Genomic DNA, 19,735 nt, shown 5'->3' with positions numbered 1-19,735 from the left:
AACGGATGTCAAGTCCTCCGGATAGCAGAGACTAATCTTCGAGCAATACAAGCATACGTGCGAATGGATCAACCTCGACGCAACAATCTAAGCGATCATTTTGAAATCGATCCAGAATCCGTTGTAGCGGATCATAGGGCAGTCAAGCAATAAAAAATCGAGGATATTCTGTATATCAACTGGGTTTCTGGCTAGCAGTAGCGTACTGAGCCATCCCTGTAGCATTGCTGTACTTGAATATTTCACTACTACGATCCACACCCAGGGGTGTGGCACATCACATCATGTACATACTCTGCACGGACACCTCCAGAAACAGGTGATCATGCTGTGTGTCCCAGACCATGATCACAGCCCAATCATCGTTGAGTCCTTGTACAAATCTCACTCGAATTATGTCCAAGTGCCTGTGCTTGCACGACAGTTCCAAATCGAAATTAACCCATGGGCTACCACGATAGTCACTGATGAAGCCAACGATATTCAGACCAGCAACGATATCGCCGCAAATACTGTATCAACGAAAAGTGCTTAAGTGCATGCACATCAATCAAGCAGACGCACCACTGAATAAACATGTATTTGTAATCAATTACATGGTTGTAGCCAGGATCAATGAAGTTAAACGCCTAAACATCAGCGATGAAAGACGACATCAATTCAGCCGCACTGGCCATCATCCATTCTGGCAAATGACAGAATCGAAATCCTTGTATTCCAAGACAGCTATTGAATTATACCAATGCTTTAAGCGCATTTTGCCAAACTCGGCAAAGCACAACCTGTACATCACTGGAAATGACTGCACTGCGACGTATGTCATCTCACCCAAATACTGTGGCACAAAATACTGTCGTCGCTCATGGGTCACAACAAAATCTTTGATTACCTGCTTGGTGAATTGCCGCTGATAGCGGAAATGTGGGATTGGGTGATACTCCGCAGTCCACATCCTGGGCCTGGCATCGTGTCTGCATGTAACCGGCTATTGAGGCGGCGCCTCCGGATTAGCAGCAGATACCGCCATCATTGCCGCATTACCGCAGATCGTTCTGCAACAGTGTCAACATCGCTGCAGCGTCACTGATGCCCACCACTACATGGAGATGCCCTGTCCGAATGCTTATGGCAGTACGCTGATTCCTCCAGCAGCAAGCCCGGTACTTATATGCAAATTATATGCAAACAAAAAACTAATAGTCCCAACCGATTAATGGCAAAGAACCTGATCTGGCTGTGCAATCCATGTTCTACCCCTGGACCAGGGATAGTCCAGGGGTGACATAGGCTGAAGCCAACATCGTATTCATCACAGACCACACCGCGGCATCCCAAAACGATCTCAATGGGTTCCACCGACAGTACGTCACTCGACAGCCCTTCGAAATACGCAGCCGTCACCTCAACAGAGGCTGTTCACCAAGAGGTGCGCTATTCAATAATCATCGCTGTTCATGTCCAGTGCTGTACCACATCAGCACATGTACAGGACTATCAGTCCCACGCTACTGAGCATCGCGTACAACACATATGGGGAGGCACACACTCCCTACATAACCAGCACGATCAACTCCAACACGACGAGAACTGCTGTCCGCTCGAATACTCACTACCACTGGGGCGAACAGAACATCTCGTCGCACCACTGCAACACAGCACTTCATTTCAGTTTCAACTGTCTTCAGCAACGCCGCAGCAGAGTGATGAAGTTTTGAAGGCAAGCAGTAAGGGAGGGGGGCATGTCCGGCAGTCAAGTTCGATCAGAGCAGCTGGCGTCGAGAGTGGCACCTACAACGCCATCGTTTCATCTACTTTCAGAACGCTTTGAGATTCACCAGAAAAACAGCTCGGTTCAACCCTAAGCACCAGTCCCAGCTATAATCGCTCAACTACGGTTTATCATTAACGTTTAGGCGATGCTCAACCAAATCAAACACGACGCTCAGGATCGCATGACAAAGAGCATCGACACTCTGCGCAACTCCCTGGCATCTCTCCGTACTGGCCGGGCTTCACCGTCACTGTTAGATGGCATCAAAATCAAGGCCTACGGCACCGATACACCACTGAATCAGATCGCCAGCATCAGTGTCTCAGAAGGGCGCTCATTGGTCATCACGCTGTTCGACAAGAACATGTCGAAGGAAGTCGAGAAAGCCATTTATGCTTCCGACCTCGGCCTGACGCCAACCGTCGTCGGCACATTAATCCGCCTCAACCTGCCACCACTCACCGAGGAACGCCGCAAAGAACTCACAAAAGTCGTACACAACGATGGAGAGGACACCAAAGTCGCAATCCGCAACATCCGCCGCGACGCCAACCAGCAAATTAAGGATATGCTGAAGAACAAGCAAATCACTGAGGACGAGGTACGCCACAGTGAAGAGGACATCCAGAAGCTGACCGATAAAGCAATCAAAAATGTGGATGAAGTAGTCAAGTCCAAAGAACAGGAATTGATGACAGTCTGAACATGCAGATCAACACCATGCCTATGAATCCCAAACTTCCCCGCCACATAGCCATCATCATGGATGGTAATGGCCGCTGGGCAGAACGCCGGTCCCGGCCACGCACAATCGGCCATCGCGCTGGTGTACGGGCAGCCCTGCGCACCGTCGATTTCTGCCTGGACAAAGGGATCGGGATGTTGACATTGTTCGCATTCTCCAGCGAAAACTGGAACCGTCCACCCGAGGAAGTCAACTTTTTGATGGAAATGTCCATCAAATTATTTGACCGCGGGATCGAAGAACTGCACCGACGCGGTGTACAAGTACGCTTTATAGGCGAGCGCACGCGCTTCGACATAGCGATCGTCGAACATATGACCAAGGCTGAACACCTGACAGCTGGCAACCAACGCTTGATACTGTCACTCGCTGCCAGCTACGGTGGCCGGCAGGACATTGCTATGGCTGCACGCGCACTTGCCCAGGACGTGGCTGCCGGACAGTTGAAACCAGAGCAAATCGACGAGGATGTGCTTGGACAACGCATGGCACTGGCTGATCTGCCACCGCCCGACCTGTTCATCCGCACCAGTGGGGTGATTCGCATCAGTAACTTCTTGCTGTGGCAGCTCGCCTACACCGAGCTGTGGTTCACCGACGTGATGTGGCCAGAATTCGACTCCACAGTGTTGCAACAAGCTCTGGACGACTACGCCAGTCGCGAACGTCGCTTCGGTCTAACGAATGCACAAATTGCCAAGCGGGTACAAGAGACAACGTCCGCATGAACCGAATCCGTGCCATTGCCGCACTGATCATGGCATCTGTCGCAATCTGCTCGATCCTACTTTTACCGACTGCTTGGCTGGCATCATTAGCAGCAATCGTGTTCCTGTGGGGCCTATGGGAATGGATGAAATTGTCCTGGGTAGAGGATACCTTGGTACGCACCGCACTGCTGGCACTGAACCTGCTCTTAATGGTGCTATTGGTCTGGTCTTCAGCTAACTCACTGGTACTGTTCCAAATCGCCACGCTGGCTGGTGTCGGCTGGTGGATGCTGGCTTTGTTATGGCTGCGATTCTTCGGATTCTGCACTGATCCTGACCAACCCGGCTCAAAAATGCTGAAGCTCACTGCGGGCACGTTAGCGGTCATTCCAGCTTGGTCTGCTTTGGTCCTACTGCACTCAGGCAATAAACCTGGCTCAGCATTTCCAGAAAGCATGCATGCCCACTTGTGGCTGCTGACTGCTCAGGCAATGGTATGGGCCACCGATTCAGGTGCCTATTTTGCTGGACGACTCTTCGGTAAGCACAAACTGGCACCAAGGATCAGTCCCAACAAAACCGTGGAAGGCCTCCTTGGCGGCATATTCACCGGCTTGGTAACAGCGGTTGGTTTTGGCCTATTGAATGGCGTAACCTTCGTCCAACTCCCGGCATTATTGCTAGTTGCATTCGTGGCGATCCTGGCTTCGGTCATCGGGGATTTGTTCGAAAGCCTGCTTAAGCGCCACGCCAGCGTCAAAGACTCTGGGAGCATGATCCCAGGCCACGGCGGTGTTCTAGACCGGATCGACAGCACGCTCGCCGCACTTCCGGTGTTCGCACTGGGGAAGGACATCTTCGGTTTCTGAGCATGACTAAAGCAATCCACAACGTCGCCGTGCTCGGCGCCACGGGCTCGATTGGGGGCGCAGCACTAGATGTGATCACACGCCACCCCAGGCGGTTGCACGCAAGCCTGCTGGCTGCTGGCCGCCGCGTCGATACACTGTTGACACTGTGCCGCACACATCGTCCGGACCACGCGGTGATTGGGGATTTAACGCTCTACCCCACTCTGCGCGAGGGTCTGAATACCGCCGGTTTAACCACCAAAGCGCACGCTGGGGAAGCAGCATTAGCAGAACTGGTCTCCAGCGCCGCTTGCGATACCGTGGTTGCAGGAATCGTTGGAGCAGCTGGTCTTTCTTCAACGCTGGCTGCAGCACGCGCCGGCAAACGCCTGTTGCTAGCCAACAAAGAATCGCTGGTCCTGGCCGGAATGCTGCTGATGCGTGAGGCCAGCATCAGTGGTGCGGAGATCATACCGATCGACAGCGAACACAACGCAATTTTTCAATGCCTGCGTTCACGTACTACAGATGGTGTGCGTCGTGTGTCCTTGACCGCTTCTGGTGGTCCATTCCGCGGCCACAACCGCACTATGCTGGCCAATATCACTCCCACCCAAGCAATGGCACACCCAAAGTGGTCGATGGGACCAAAGATATCGGTAGACTCAGCTACACTGATGAACAAAGGCTTGGAAGTGATCGAAGCTCACCATCTGTTCGGGCTACCTATCGAACATATCGAAGTGCTAGTGCATCCACAGAGTTTAGTGCACTCTCTGGTGGAGTTTGTCGATGGTTCAACGCTTGCTCAGTTAAGCCTGCCAGACATGCGTACCACTCTCGCCGTCGGCCTCTCCTGGCCAGAGCGAATCGATTCCGGAGTGCCGGGTTTGGACTTGCTGACCCACAACAGGTTGGACTTTGAGCCCCCGGACACAGAAACATTTCCATGCCTGCGTCTGGCACGGGACGCCATGCGCACTGGTGGCACAGCCCCAGCGGTGCTAAACGCTGCTAATGAAGTCGCTGTTTCAGCATTTCTTCAGGGGCGCATCGGTTTCCTAACGATTCCAGTACTGATCGAACATGCGCTGGCCACACTTCCTCGTCACGATGCCGACACCTTGGAGACCCTGCTGACCGTAGACACAGAAACCCGTCGTATTACACACGCAGCACTCGCCCAGCACCCCCTCCCCGTCTAACTCTATACGCAAGTATCAATATAAAATCTTATGGGTGATTTTTTAGGATCTGTCTGGTGGATGATTGTCAGTCTCGGTGTACTGGTAACGTTCCACGAATTCGGTCATTACTGGGTGGCACGCCGCTGTGGTGTAAAAGTTCTGCGCTTTTCAGTTGGCTTCGGCACACCACTTTGGTCACGCCGCAATAGCGCGGGTACCGAATTCGTGATTGGTGCAATCCCACTGGGTGGATACGTGAAGATGCTGGATGAACGCGAGGCTGATGTCACAGTGGCTGAGCGTAACCAAGCATTCAACCGCAAATCGGTGTGGCAGCGCATCGCGATCGTCGCCGCCGGACCGCTCGCCAACCTATTGCTATGCATGCTGCTGCTATGGGCACTGTTCGTGATCGGTAAGGAAGACTATTCGGCAACCGTGGGCCGCGTCGAGCATCTTGCTGCACAAGCCGGGCTCCACCCCGGAGATCGCATCACCGCAGTCGATGGTCGTCAGGTCACCAGCTGGACCGAAGCAAGCATGTTACTGACCACCGCAGCGCTGGACAAGCAAGACACGGTTTTGCGCGTTATCGACCTGTACGGCAAGCACAGTGAGCACGTCCTGGAATTATCAAAGCTGAAGCAGCATTTCGATGAGCGGCGCGTGACGACACTGGCTGGCCTAAACTGGCAATTCATGTTGCAGCCACCAATCATCGCAAAGGTCGAGCCGGGTTCGATCGCCGAAGGAACCCTGAAACCCGGGGATACCGTACTGGCAGTGGATGGACAACAGACTCTTTCTACCGAAGACCTATACAACCAAATTCAAAAACTCGGCCACGACGGGCACTCGGGAATGATAGAGATCCAGCGTGGTGAAGAACGCTTGGCGCTAGAGCTAAGGCCACGTAAATCAGCGCAAGGCATCTGGTTACTCGGTGTCAAGATTAGTCCAGGACCGGTACCAGCTTTCGACAGTCAACAACGCTACGGCGTACTTGCGGCTGTGCCACTGGCAATCCGCGAGACCGTTCAGATGACAACTGATTCATTCGGAATGATGAAGCGGATCATCACTGGACAAGCCTCTGCGAAAAATATCTCTGGTCCAATCAGCATCGCCAGAATCGCCAACGCCTCGGCCAAACGGGGAGTGGGTTGGTTTATTTATTTTCTGTCGTTGCTATCACTCAGCTTGGCGATCATCAATCTGTTTCCAATCCCAATATTGGATGGGGGGCATCTGCTGTATTACGCTATCGAATTGCTCAAAGGCAGCCCACTCAGTACACGTGCAATGGCCGCAGGCCAATACATCGGTTTAGCGCTACTAACAGGATTGATGGGGCTGGCCTTCTACAACGATCTGCTCGGCTGAGGAACCGCAATGTGAGGCTGTGCTTAACCGAAACTGTCGTCGTCATGCGCCGGCACCCTGTAACCCAAGTTATCGACACCAAATCGGATGTGACATGACACGATTTCCCGCTCGCCATTTGCTTACCCTTACCATTGCTGCCAATTTCAGCTTACCTGTATTGGCACAAGCCACTGAATCCTTTGTTGCCAACGACATCCGCGTGGACGGTCTGCAGCGTATCGCATCGGGTACCGTCTTCACCTACCTGCCGGTTAACCGTGGCGACACCGTGGATGATGCCAAGGTTGCCGAGGCAATCCGCGCACTGTATCGCACCGGTTTTTTCGAAAATGTTCGGATAGACCGCCAAGGTAATATTCTGGTGGTTAAAGTCAAAGAACGCCCAGCAATCAACAAGCTGACCATCACGGGAAATAAGGACATCAAATCCGAAGAATTGCTCAAAGGCCTGTCCGAAATCGGGCTGAGCGAAGGAGGCACCTTCGACCGGCTCAGCTTGGACCGTGTCACCCAAGAGCTGAAACGCCAGTACAACAACCGCGGCAAATACAACGTTCAGATGACAGCAACCACCACCCCGTTGGATCGTAACCGTGTCGATGTCACGATCGCAATTAAAGAAGGCAAGGCTGCCAAGATTCGCCACATCAATCTGATCGGCACTGAAAAATTCAATAACAAAGATGTCATGAAGACCTGGGAATCCAAGGAACACAACTGGGCTTCGTGGTACCGTCGCGACGATCAGTACTCTAAAGAAAAGCTGTCTGGAGACCTTGAGAAGCTGAACTCCTGGTACTTGGACCGTGGCTACGTCGATTTCAGTATTGACTCCACGCAAGTGTCGATCAGCCCCGAAAAGCACGACATGTTCATTACTGCTGGTGTAACAGAAGGCGACCAATACAAGATCTCCTCCATTAAAGTTACTGGCGACACCATATTACCTCAGGAAAAAATCGAAAAGCTGGTCATTCCCAAACCAGGTGATGTTTTTTCGCGTGTGCTTCTGGAATACAGCTCGGCAGCAATCATTAACACCCTGAGCAATATCGGCTACGCATTTTCCAGGGTCAACCCAATTCCAACACCCAACCGCGCTGACCGTACCGTTGCAGTCAACTTGCACGTTATCCCCGGACCTCGCGTGACTGTGCGTCAGATCCTGTTCAAAGGTAACACCCGTACCTCCGATGAAGTGCTGCGCCGCGAGATGCGCCAGTTCGAAAACAGTTGGTACTCGCAAGCGGCGATCGACCGCTCCAAGATTCGCCTACAACGCCTGGGCTACTTCGAGGCCGTGGACGTGGAGAACACACCAGTTCCAGGAAGCAACGACCAAGTCGACGTAGTCTATACCGTCAAAGAAACCACCTCGGGCAGCTTTCAGGTCGGCCTGGGCTACTCGAAAACGTACGGTGTAACCACTTCATTACAGTTGTCGCAAAACAATTTCCTCGGTAGCGGCAACCGTGTGTCCATGGATGCTTCACGCAGCAGGTATCAAGATCGCTATTCGTTCTCCTATACCAATCCGTTTTTCACCGACAATGGTGTCTCACTGGGCTATAACTTGGCCTACCAAAAATTGGACTACTCAGACTTCAACGCTGCGCAATACAACAGCAAGCGCATGTCAGGGCAAACCATCTTCGGTATTCCCATCACCGAAAACGACACTGTCTCTTGGGTATTAGGCGCAGACAGCAACCAAATCACCACCTTCCCAGGTTCCACACCACAAGCGATTATTGACTACATAAACGCGGTCGGGCAGCGTACCTTCCGTGCTTGGCGCACCGAGCTTGGCTGGGCACGCGACACTCGCAACGACTATTTCATGCCGAACCTCGGTATGTATCAGCGTATCGGTGCAGAAGTGACGCTACCCGGCTCAACTGTTAAGTACTACAAAATCAATTACCAGATCTCTAAATACTGGCCACTTATCCCAGCATTGGTACTCAACACACGCTTTGACGTAGGCTACGGAGACGCCTACGGAAAGGCTCACACTCGTACCCTACCCAACGGGAATCTGGTCACTGCTTCTGGCTTACCTTTCTTCGAAAACTTCTACGCCGGCGGCACCAACTCGGTACGGGGGTTCAGAGATAACACACTAGGACCACGTTCAGAGGTCACCGCACTGTACACTCAAGGCCAGCCACTGGGCGGTGCCTTCAAGACCGTTGGATCGACTGAAATGTACTTCCCAAAGCTGTTCGACAGCCCATCGGCACGCATCTCAGCTTTCCTTGACGTCGGCAATGTCTTCAATGGCGTGAATACTTTTAAGGCAAACGAATTGCGTGCCTCCAGCGGCGTAGCACTACTATGGCGCGCGCCGATTGGCCCTATCTCAATCAGCTATGCATTCCCGATAAAGAAGGAAAACAACGACGAAATCGAGCGGCTGCAGTTCACCTTCGGCGGTCAATTCTAACTGTCGAAGGAGCCGGGGACCTCCTTGTAACTCTTAATACCTCCGGCAGAGTATACATCCGCTTTAAAACACAGGATTTGGCGCCCCAAGCACTACCGTGACCCAAACCGTGTGGGTGGCCAGCGTTCCGTCTGATTCACTGTCCCATGAATGATTTTCTTCGGACAGGCACCAGAGATTAAACTTTTCAGCGTGAATATGCCAATCCTTACCGCTCAAGAGCTCGCCGAACGCTTTGATCTGCAACTGTTCGGTGACGGGAACATCCATATCCACGGAGTCGCCACACTCGCACAAGCGAGTCCAAAGCAACTCAGCTTCCTTGCTAATCCGCGCTACCGCACACAGCTCATCGATAGTCGTGCGGGCGTCATTGTACTTCATGCCGACGATGTCAAAGCAGCGTCCGGTACAGTACTGATCGCTAAAGACCCCTACGTCACTTTCGCCAAGATCGCCGCACTATTCGACATAACACCAGCACGTGAAGCGGGTATCCATCCTCTGGCAACAGTCGATCCAAGCGCACGTGTCGCACCTACAGCGCATGTCGGCGCATTTGTCAGCATCGGTGCACGCAGCGTCATCGGTGAGGGTTGCATCATCGGTACCGGGAGTATCATCGGCGATGATTGCACCATCGATGACGGCAGCGAGCTGGTTGCACGTGTCACCTTGGTCATCCGAGTGCGCCTGGGCAAACGGGTACGCGTCCACCCTGGCGTGGTGCTGGGTGGCGACGGCTTTGGTCTGGCAATGGAAACCGGACACTGGATCAAAATACCGCAGTTAGGTGGCGTTGTGATCGGCGATGATTGCGAGATCGGTGCCAACAGCTGCATCGACCGTGGTGCGCTTGGCGACACTGTATTGGAAGAGGATGTGCATATCGACAATTTGGTGCAAATCGCACACAACTGCTGGATCGGAGCACATACCGCGATCGCCGGCTGTACAGGCATCGCTGGTAGCGCCAAAATTGGGCGCTACTGTCTGCTTGGTGGCCACGTTGGCGTAGTCGGTCACCTCGAGATCTGTGACAAAGTCGTGATCACCGGCAAGTCGGTTGTACGCAACTCAATTCACACACCAGGTGAGTACTCATCGGGTACTCCATTAACCGACAATAGTACTTGGCGCAAAAACGCTGTACGGTTTAAACAGCTGGATATGCTGGTGCGTCGCATGATGACCGTCCGTAAGGAGAAAGCATGAGCGATTCACCCACTGCCGCTCACACTTGTCTGGAATTACCAATCGATATCATTAAAATCCAAGCGCTGCTACCACACCGCTACCCGTTTCTATTGGTTGACCGAATATTGGAACTAGACCAGAAACGAGAGCACATCGTTGCTCAGAAAAATGTGTCCATCAACGAACCATTCTTCCAGGGCCATTTTCCTGAACATCCAGTAATGCCTGGTGTTTTGATCATTGAAGCACTTGCGCAAGCCGGCGGCGTGATGACGCAACTTAAGCTTAGCCATAACGCCCATTCCAGTCTGTTGTTTTATATGGTGAAAGTCGACAATGCTCGCTTCAACAAACAAGTGGTGCCCGGCGACATACTGATCCTGGATATGACGATGAAACGCCGGATCCGTAACATGGGCTGCTACTATGGTGAGGCGCGGGTCAACGGCGGAGTCGTGGCATGTGCTGATATCATGTGTGCCGGCGTCAAGTCTTAAGCGCCCGGTACAGAAGCAGTGATGAGCCAGCATGCGCCCTTGATACACCCAACCGCAGTGATCTCCCCATCGGCCGCGTTAGCCGCCGACGTACAAATCGGTGCCTTTACCTTGATCGGCAACGACGTGCAAATCGACACAGGCACTGTGGTCGGATCACACTGCAGTATCCACGGTCCAACCAAAATCGGCCGTAATAACCGTTTCATCGGTCAAGCCGCAATCGGCGGCGAGCCACAGGACAAAAAGTTCGCCGGTGAGCACACAGAGCTGGTGATTGGCGATAACAACACGATCCGCGAATTTGTCACCATCAACCGTGGCACTGGCGGTGGTGGTGGCGTGACGTCAATTGGCAACGACAACTGGATACTGGCCTACACCCATATCGCTCACGACTGCCATGTCGGTCACCACTGTGTATTTTCCAACAACGCTACACTGGCTGGGCACGTCACAGTCGGTGACTGGGTGATCTTCAGTGGCTTCAGTGGTGTACACCAATTTTGCCGAATTGGAACACACGCCTTCGTCGGTATGGGAGCGCTGATTAACGGCGACGTACCACCATTCACCATGGTTGGTAGCGATGCACTCGGTCGTCCACGGGGCATCAACAGCGAAGGATTGAAACGACGCAGCTTCACTCCCGAACGCATCACCGCAATCAAGCACGCCTATCGCACCTTGTATGTGGCAGGCCTACCGCTGGCTGAAGCAAAACAGCAACTGGCTGAACAAGCGAAAGACAACGACGACATACAGGAATTACTCCAATTCATCGAGACAGCGGAAAGGCCGCTACTACGATGAATCCAACTTCAAGGGAAGCGATACCCACCAACAGCGCGGTACCACACACCGGACTTACTCACCACGGCATCTTGACATGACCCAAGCGCCTCGCATCGCCCTGATTGCGGGTGAAGCATCAGGCGACCTACTTGGTGCTGGGTTGATTCAGCAACTGCGCATGCACTTTCCTGCTGCAGAATTCGTCGGCATCGGCGGGAATCTGATGCGCTCAGCGGGCTGTCAGACCTGGTTCGACACGAGCGAACTAGCGGTCATGGGCCTGACCGAGGTACTGCGGCATCTGCCACATCTATTAAAGGTACGTCACGAATTCTGCAAGCGTGCACTCATCTGGCATCCCGACGTATTGATCGGTATTGACGCACCAGACTTTAACCTAACGGTAGAACGCTGGTTCAAGCAACGTAACATTCGCACCGTTCACTACGTCAGCCCATCGGTATGGGCTTGGCGCGAGAAACGTGCCCGGAAAATCGGTGCTAGCGCCGACCGCGTACTGTGTCTATTCCCAATGGAACCACCTATTTACGCACGCTACGGCATTGATGCACGCTTCGTCGGTCATCCCATGGCCGACGAGATTCCCTATCGAACCAACCGTGCCGCAGCGCGAGCTACGCTTGGCCTGCCCATTCTCAACCCAGTGCTGGCGGTCCTTCCAGGCAGCCGCCATAGCGAGATTAGCCAACTCGGCACAACCTTCTTAGAAGCCGCCGGGCAGTTGTCCGAACACCTACCCGGGCTGCATGTCGTCATTCCGGCCGCAAATGCACAATGCAAATCACTACTGGCCGAACAACTCTCGCACTCAACGTTACCCGTCATGCACTCACACTTGCTCGATAGTTGCGCTCGCACTGCAATGTTGGCTGCAGACGTGGTACTGGTGGCCTCTGGCACGGCCACCCTCGAAGCAATGTTGGCCAAACGGCCAATGGTCGTGGCTTACAAAGTCGCACCACTCACTTATCGCATTGTCAAAGCATTGAAGCTACTGAAGATCGATCGCTTCGCCCTACCCAACATCCTCGCAGGAGAAGACCTTGCGCCCGAGCTTATACAGAATGATTGCACCGCACCGGCGCTATGCGCTGCGCTGTTGGACTGGTTCAGGCATCCTCAGAAGGTGACCGCACTACAAAGCAGTTATCTGGCATTACACGCACAACTGCGCCGTAACGCCTCGGCACGTGCAGCGGAAGCAGTCGCCGAGCTATTACCTAGAGGCACGCTGCAAAACTCAGGGACACTGAGTCACGAATTAGCAGCACACACAGCCAGTAACCATGGTCTCCCTATTTGATACACAACATCTCCTCAGTACCAACACGGTACTTGTCGCTGGAGTCGACGAAGCCGGACGCGGTCCGCTCGCCGGACCAGTCGTAGTCGCAGCAGTGGTATTCGATCCATCGCGAGCACGCATCAATGGCCTGAATGATTCCAAACAATTGTCCCCTACATGCCGTGAACGTCTCTACGCTCACATCGTCGAGCGCGCACTGGCCTATCAAGTGGTCATGATCGACAGCACACAGATCGACGCACTTAATATTTACCAAGCCACTATGCTCGGCATGCGCTTAGCGGTGGAAGGCGTAGCGCATGTGGCCAGCTTCGCAAAGATTGATGGCAACCGTGTACCTAAAGATCTCCCCTGCCCCGCTGAAGCTCTGGTCGGCGGCGATGCACGTGATCGCACCATCATGGCAGCTTCGATTCTGGCCAAGGTCACCCGTGACCGCTATATGACTGAGCTGCATCTACAGTATCCACACTACGGCTTCGACAAACACAAAGGATACGGAACACCAGCACACCTTGCCGCTTTAACACGGCATGGTCCATGTCTACAGCACCGCCGCAGCTTCGCTCCAGTGCGCAGGATGCTTGCCCCTGAAGCCATGCACGCAAAACAGTCAGAACAGCAGCACAATGAGACCCAATGTCTTAAAGCACTTTAACATGCTATTAGGAACTCAATGATTGCAAGCAAAATGGATTAACAAGTTGAATATTAAGCGACTTTTCCGAAGCCACTGAAGGCCCAACCGGACGCTGTGCGCCGACACAACGCACTTCCCTCATTTATTCAACTTAGTAACAAAGACCAAGAAACACAAACACAAATGACGTGTTTCAGAGCCTTTGCATCACCATAGGACGCAACAGAGAATCATGCAATTTACAAACTGGGAATGACATGGGGACTTCACAACTAAACACCGCTGCTGCTGATTTATAAAGCCACATGATCCCCAGAACATCCCTCTCGACAACACACTATGGCAACACGCCCATGTTGGTTACCTTAGACCCAGTCACTGGCAAAATACCGACACAGCACAAGTAGTGAGCCAACTGCCACCGTGAATTCCAGGCACTTCTTTCACCTCCTGGACGAAGACCTATATTTGCATCCGATGCTGGATTACCAGATATCAACACCACGCCAAGATGGCTATCAGCAAACAAGATATCTCATCAATTGATTCAAATAAGCAATACGAATAGATCAATAACATCCAACAACGTTGCAAGCAATTTTATTCACCAGCGCAGTGTTGCTTATAAAGCAGATACAGAAGTATTCGAACATATAACGTGCCTTGTAAAAGCCACAATCCAATCTCTTCCACTCCTTGCACTTTAGGCTGGAGAAAGGCAATCACCGCTCACCTGTCCACATTGCAGACCCAATTGGCAAGCGCCCCTTAATTCCAAAAAGGCATCAACACCTTCCAGACCATAGGCACATGTTCAAGCGTGAGGTGAAACCAGGTATAGCGGCCCAATGCATTAACCTTAACGTGATTCTTGATGCTCCGCACCTTACCCATCAAACCGTAACGTCAAGGATGCGGTCCAACACCATCAAGCAGTGTGTGAAACACGATTCCCTCCACACACACACTCCTTCATCCGGACAACACCACCTCATTCATCCTCGATAAGATCGAACGTGCATGATTGAGGAACAACACCAACGTGCATCATAAAGATCACTATCAGATCTGAGCTTCCCTCCTACGGCTTCGATTCGCAAAGAACTTGACACAAATCCATAACCATCTTTAATCAACACACATCAGCCAACAACGCTAGTAACGCCTCACGTGGCAGTTTGCCAGTCTCATTACGTGGCAAGGCATCGACCTTGCGTAGACGACGCGGCAGAAAGAGCGGATCCATCTTCGTACGCAACATCTTCTGGATATGCACCTCTTGCAGTGTCGGCGCGACCACCACCGCGGCAATGCGACCCACCGCCTGGTCAGCTTCAAGCGGCATCTGCACCAACGCACCATCAATCACACCAGGAATGGCCAGCAGACACCGATTCAACTCACTCAACGAAGCACGCTTGCCGGCAATCTCCAACAGATCGGCCTGACGCCCAAGCACCTCAAAACGACCGTCGTCGTACACGTCCACAAGATCAGCGATGGACACCGGCGCAGCCAGATGACGGGCACGCACCCAAGTCACATCAGCATCAACCTCGATGCTCACACCATCCAAAAGTCTCCATGCTTGTTCATACGCTGTGCGGCGCACCGCAAACCCGCAGGTTTCAGTAGAACCAAACATCTCACGTAACTCACAACCAAAGCAGGCTTCAGCTGCAATCGCCAAATCGCGTGCGAGCGGTGCAGTCGCCGAAACAATACCGACAATTTCAGGAAAGCGCAGACCCGATTGAACCAACACACGAAGATGCACCGGTGTGGTGACCAACAAGCGAGGTGCCGGTACCTCAGCTAAGGTTCGCGCAACGTCTTCAGGGAAAAACGGTCGACCAGCATGCACTGCCACTGGTGCCATCAACGGCAACAACACCGAAAATCCCATACCGTATATGTGCTGCGGTGGCACTGTGGCTACCACCGTCGGAACCTGCAAACCACACAAACTACACAATGCAGACCAGTCCTGCTGAGTACCGGTCATGAGACTGCCCCAAGTCTTGGGATTGGATTGAGGCACCCCGGTACTGCCGGAAGTGAAACAAATCGCAACCAAAGTATCTTCGGACAGACTCGGCATCGCACCATCCACTTCCGGCAAGATCTCGGGCAAACGCCAATAGCACAGCGATTCCAGTGATAACGTCTGGTCACCCAAACAGTAACTGTCCGGATAACTGCCATAAATCTCAGCGACCATTTCCGGTGCACGTGAAGGCGGCAGAAGGGAAATCTGGCCACGCAATACACAAGCACAAAACACCAACAAAAAGTGATAACGATCCTCGCACAAATTCACTGCATAACTTCCCTCAGGAAGTTGTGCAGCCAAACCACGGACCTGAGCCAGGAAGCGACGCAGAGTAATAGGCTGCCCATGCACCCATATCAGTGGCCGATCGAGTGAACCGACCGCAAGTGGAAGAGACAAAACACCGGAAGAAGGAAAGGCAATACGTGACATGGCGTAAAGGCGGCAGTAAAGGAATCCCCCCACGCGGCCATGCAAACTAGATCCGGCAAGGCGGCACAAGGATGAGGGCAGCAACTCTACGGTAACAATGCACAATAAATTCTGAGCACCGTTGCGATACATGCGGGACACAAACACTTTGCGCCACCAAAAATCAAAAGAACTGATGCGCTGAAGCCTGAAAGCATACGATGTACTCTGCATCACCTGATCGATCTTCATGGTTCTGCGTTTCAATCACGCGTCATACAACGTTCCCAAAGCGTTGAATCAAAGAAGACTCTAAATAAAATTCAACAGGGAGTGTATCGATCATCCCAGAAAATAACGCAGCGCTTCATCATGAATCGTATCTACGAAAGAAATGATACGCAGCTGTTGGTACTTGATATTGTTTTTAATCGTACGCTGGATTCAACTACAACGTTTGAAATACAACTGGATAATGTACTGAGAGTAAACATCGCTACAGAATGCTATTTCATCTCTATGAGCCACTTCAAAAAATTCAACATCCAAACATACAGTGCAAATACCGCATCGATCCGCCACATCGGCCACAGCAGATTCGATGCAGGATATGTCATTAGCTGAGTGAAGCATGCCGTTTCAAGTGTTCAATAACTATCCAAATTCTGTATGCTCCAGCTCTCTATGAAACAAAACCATTTACGCAAACAGATCAGCAAACGTTGAAAAGGGAGATAACCATGCCGCATTCATGAAAGATAGAAAATGAATCTATAAAATAAGACGCATCAATATTCATCATAGCGTCATATTCACCGTGCAGAGCACAACCGCCATCATGCTATTCAATAAGCTGCTTTAACAGATGTTTTGTAAACCCTTGGCGTCCGATCAATACAAATCTCTCGTGCACACAGCAACGCTGCGTTCCCAGCATTACAAGACCTCAGCCTTCTGAAGCAGTTCCAGTGTAAAGACACTCACCGAATCGATATAGAGGTGACCCAACTGGATTGGGAACGCAAAACATAAATCATGCCGCAACAGTGGAGACACTCTGGTTTGCTTTGAGATTCAGACTACTTTCTTGATTTTTCAGGTAAGTCATTCGCCAATCAACATATCACATTGGAACACGCCGTCATCCAGAGACAAATCAGAAACGACAAAGCAACAATGCTGTTACAACATATATTCATCGGTGGACACATAGAATATTAGGCAAACTGAGTCATGAATGTCTTTGGTAAAAAGTAAGAAACAAAGATCATCCGTTGGATAACGCTTCTCGAAGCACCATAAGAGAATGCATAGGATGTGCTCACATCCATCCTCCAGCTTTACCAAACTAAGAGGAAGAAGCGAACCGACTTTATCTTCCCCTGAGTTCAATGACAGCTTCTGAACAGTCCTTAAGCACAGCAAGGATACCAATCATGTTGGGCTTGCATATTCGGCTCAATTTCTGTTGTAGCCGTACAGGTACGCAAAGCCAATCTTGGACAATAAAAATTGAGAAAATGAAACACAACAACATCACGACTACTGACAGCATAAACATATTTTCCTCCATGACGAACCTTGCAATACTTTCATAGAGAAACCGAAAACACAGAGTAAGTATCAATCAAAACATTCACCATGACCGACACCATGCGACTGATCTTGATGCGATTCTGAATTTTCATTGATATAAACAAGAAAAATGCAACAAAAATGCGGATAAAAACGAAGTATCTATAAGTAGTACGGTTTCGACACACTTCTGCAGGTTTTTGCAATGATGAGATGCACGGTAGTTTTCTTATTCGAAGACAATTAGAGCATCTCCTAAGATAAGAAGCTTCCTCGCCACTTTGGTATGGAAACTGCTGGAGATGTCCACCTCATCCTGGAGGAGAAATTAATCTGAACGTACTCCGCCTCTCCTCTTACGCTCCTTCCACTGCGAATGGTGGATCATTACCAGGAGACAGTCACACCACGAAGTGAACGATATAATGTCGGCTCCCCGTTGAGGGGTGCTGCGACCGGTTTCCCGCCTTGCCGCCTGCCAAGCTCGATCGGAATCTTGACCGTTCAACGGCGCCCAGAAACCGCAGACCTTCCGCCCATCTGCCCATTACCGACATCCCGCCATGAACGCGCTTCTCAAGCCATCACCGAATACCCACTACAAGATAGCTGACATTTCCTTGGCCGACTGGGGTCGCAAAGAAATCGACATCGCCGAACACGAGATGCCGGGCCTCATGTCCATTCGCCGTAAATACACCGCCAAAGAGCCACTCAAGGGCGTACGGGTGACGGGCTCCCTCCATATGACCATCCAGACGGCAGTATTGATTGAAACACTGCAAGACATCGGTGCCGATGTACGCTGGGCCTCATGCAACATCTTTTCCACTCAAGATCATGCTGCTGCTGCGATCGCCGCCACAGGCACGCCTGTGTTCGCCTGGAAGGGAGAGACATTGGAGGAATACTGGGATTGCACGCTGGAGGCATTAACCTTTACGTTGGCCGATGGCACTCTGGCCGGTCCGGAACTGGTTGTGGATGACGGCGGCGACGCCACCCTGCTGATCCACAAAGGTTATGAATCGGAGAACGGCTCAACGTGGGTCGATGAACCCGCCTGCTCACATGAGGAACAGGTGATTAAACGCCTACTCAAACGCATCGCAATCGAGCGTCCTGGCTACTGGACTCGGGTCGTCAACGACTGGAAGGGTGTTTCTGAGGAAACCACTACTGGTGTACACCGCCTGTACCAAATCGCTACCGCCGGCAAGCTGCTTGTGCCGGCAATCAACGTCAATGATTCGGTGACCAAAAGTAAATTCGACAATCTGTATGGTTGCCGCGAGTCCCTGGCCGATGGCTTAAAACGTGCAATGGATGTGATGTTGGCCGGTAAGCTAGCCGTGGTATGCGGCTACGGCGACGTTGGCAAGGGTTCCGCGCACAGTTTGCGCGCCTACGGTGCCCGTGTGATCGTGACCGAGATCGATCCTATCTGCGCACTGCAAGCCGCCATGGAGGGTTTCGAGGTCACTACGGTCGAGGACACTCTCGGCCAAGCCGACATCTACGTCACCACCACTGGTAACAAAGATGTCATCCGGATCGAACACCTGACCACGATGAAAGATCAGGCCATCGTCTGCAACATCGGCCACTTCGACAACGAAATTCAGGTCGATGCACTGCACGCCCTCACCGGGGTACAAAAGATCAATATCAAACCGCAGGTGGATAAATTCGTATTACCCAACGGCAATACACTCTTTCTTCTTGCAGAAGGCCGCCTCGTCAACTTGGGCTGCGCGACTGGTCATCCAAGCTTCGTCATGTCTAACAGCTTCGCCAATCAAACACTGGCGCAGATTGATCTGTGGGAAAACAAGGACGTTTACGAAAAGAACGTGTACCGCTTGCCAAAAAAATTGGACGAAGAAGTCGCACGTCTGCATCTGGAAAAGATCGGCGTGAAACTCACCACACTCACTGCCAACCAGGCCGCCTATCTCGGTGTATCAGTAGAAGGACCATTCAAACCTGAGCACTATCGGTATTGAGAACGCCCCGAAAACCTCAGGAGCATTTCGAAATGCACATAACAATGACATTTAGCCACGAGCAGCAGCAGAGGCAAACATTATCTTGATAACGGGATAGCAGGATTCTAAATGGCTTTGATGAGTCGCCATGAATTA

At 51.9% G+C, this 19,735-nt stretch carries 14 protein-coding genes; 13 read left to right on the top strand and 1 reads right to left on the bottom strand.

The window, feature by feature from the left end; translation table 11 throughout:
• Positions 1–1,916 precede the first annotated feature (1,916 nt).
• The 11 genes from frr (at position 1,917) to PLS229_RS02055 (ending at position 13,570) form a co-directional block, all read left to right on the top strand.
• Entirely contained in the window at positions 1,917–2,474 is a 558-nt protein-coding gene (frr, locus tag PLS229_RS02105) for a ribosome recycling factor (protein WP_038272416.1), read from the top strand.
• A 2-nt stretch (positions 2,475–2,476) separates the two neighbouring features.
• Complete coding sequence (gene uppS, locus PLS229_RS02100; protein ID WP_038272418.1) at positions 2,477–3,244, top strand: polyprenyl diphosphate synthase; 768 nt, start codon at positions 2,477–2,479, stop codon at positions 3,242–3,244.
• The gene (locus PLS229_RS02095; protein WP_038272419.1) at positions 3,241–4,095 is read left to right on the top strand and encodes a phosphatidate cytidylyltransferase; all 855 of its coding nucleotides are present in this window, start codon (positions 3,241–3,243) and stop codon (positions 4,093–4,095) included. The genes uppS and PLS229_RS02095 overlap by 4 nt, the downstream gene beginning before the upstream one ends.
• A 2-nt stretch (positions 4,096–4,097) precedes the next feature.
• Positions 4,098–5,282: a 1-deoxy-D-xylulose-5-phosphate reductoisomerase gene (gene dxr, locus PLS229_RS02090; protein ID WP_038272421.1), complete on the top strand. Its 1,185-nt coding sequence runs from the start codon at positions 4,098–4,100 to the stop codon at positions 5,280–5,282.
• 30 nt (positions 5,283–5,312) lie between these two features.
• Positions 5,313–6,647: an RIP metalloprotease RseP gene (gene rseP, locus PLS229_RS02085; protein WP_038272423.1), complete on the top strand. Its 1,335-nt coding sequence runs from the start codon at positions 5,313–5,315 to the stop codon at positions 6,645–6,647.
• 94 nt (positions 6,648–6,741) lie between these two features.
• Positions 6,742–9,096 carry an outer membrane protein assembly factor BamA gene (gene bamA, locus PLS229_RS02080; protein ID WP_038272425.1) on the top strand — a complete coding sequence of 785 codons (2,355 nt, stop codon included), beginning with the start codon at positions 6,742–6,744 and terminating at the stop codon, positions 9,094–9,096.
• Positions 9,097–9,294: 198 nt separating this feature from the next.
• Positions 9,295–10,311: a UDP-3-O-(3-hydroxymyristoyl)glucosamine N-acyltransferase gene (gene lpxD / locus PLS229_RS02075; protein ID WP_038272427.1), complete on the top strand. Its 1,017-nt coding sequence runs from the start codon at positions 9,295–9,297 to the stop codon at positions 10,309–10,311.
• Positions 10,308–10,790 (top strand): 3-hydroxyacyl-ACP dehydratase FabZ, encoded by a 483-nt coding sequence (fabZ, locus tag PLS229_RS02070; protein ID WP_038272429.1) that lies wholly within the window; start codon positions 10,308–10,310, stop codon positions 10,788–10,790. The genes lpxD and fabZ overlap by 4 nt, the downstream gene beginning before the upstream one ends.
• Before the next feature lie 21 nt (positions 10,791–10,811).
• On the top strand, positions 10,812–11,603 hold the full coding sequence (gene lpxA / locus PLS229_RS02065) for an acyl-ACP--UDP-N-acetylglucosamine O-acyltransferase (RefSeq protein ID WP_038272431.1): 792 nt from the start codon (positions 10,812–10,814) through the stop codon (positions 11,601–11,603).
• Positions 11,604–11,679: 76 nt separating this feature from the next.
• Positions 11,680–12,909 (top strand): lipid-A-disaccharide synthase, encoded by a 1,230-nt coding sequence (gene lpxB / locus PLS229_RS02060; protein ID WP_051482370.1) that lies wholly within the window; start codon positions 11,680–11,682, stop codon positions 12,907–12,909.
• Entirely contained in the window at positions 12,893–13,570 is a 678-nt protein-coding gene (locus tag PLS229_RS02055) for a ribonuclease HII (protein ID WP_038272433.1), read from the top strand. The genes lpxB and PLS229_RS02055 overlap by 17 nt, the downstream gene beginning before the upstream one ends.
• A 1,114-nt stretch (positions 13,571–14,684) precedes the next feature.
• Here PLS229_RS02055 and PLS229_RS02050 read toward each other — a convergent pair.
• Positions 14,685–16,037, bottom strand: coding sequence for an AMP-binding protein (locus PLS229_RS02050; protein WP_038272456.1), 1,353 nt, complete (start codon positions 16,035–16,037; stop codon positions 14,685–14,687).
• Positions 16,038–16,388: 351 nt separating this feature from the next.
• Here PLS229_RS02050 and PLS229_RS02045 point away from each other — a divergent pair, with 351 nt between their 5' ends.
• Both PLS229_RS02045 and ahcY read left to right on the top strand, forming a co-directional pair.
• Positions 16,389–16,640 (top strand): hypothetical protein, encoded by a 252-nt coding sequence (locus PLS229_RS02045; RefSeq protein WP_114867066.1) that lies wholly within the window; start codon positions 16,389–16,391, stop codon positions 16,638–16,640.
• Positions 16,641–18,154: 1,514 nt separating this feature from the next.
• Positions 18,155–19,597, top strand: coding sequence for an adenosylhomocysteinase (gene ahcY, locus PLS229_RS02040; RefSeq protein WP_038272437.1), 1,443 nt, complete (start codon positions 18,155–18,157; stop codon positions 19,595–19,597).
• The last annotated feature ends 138 nt before the right edge of the window (positions 19,598–19,735 follow it).

The organism is Xylella taiwanensis, assembly GCF_013177435.1.
In the GTDB taxonomy this organism is placed as follows: Bacteria; Pseudomonadota; Gammaproteobacteria; order Xanthomonadales; family Xanthomonadaceae; genus Xylella; species Xylella taiwanensis.
The sequence above is the reverse complement of the archived record's forward strand: the minus strand, read 5'-3'. Positions and strand labels throughout refer to the sequence as shown.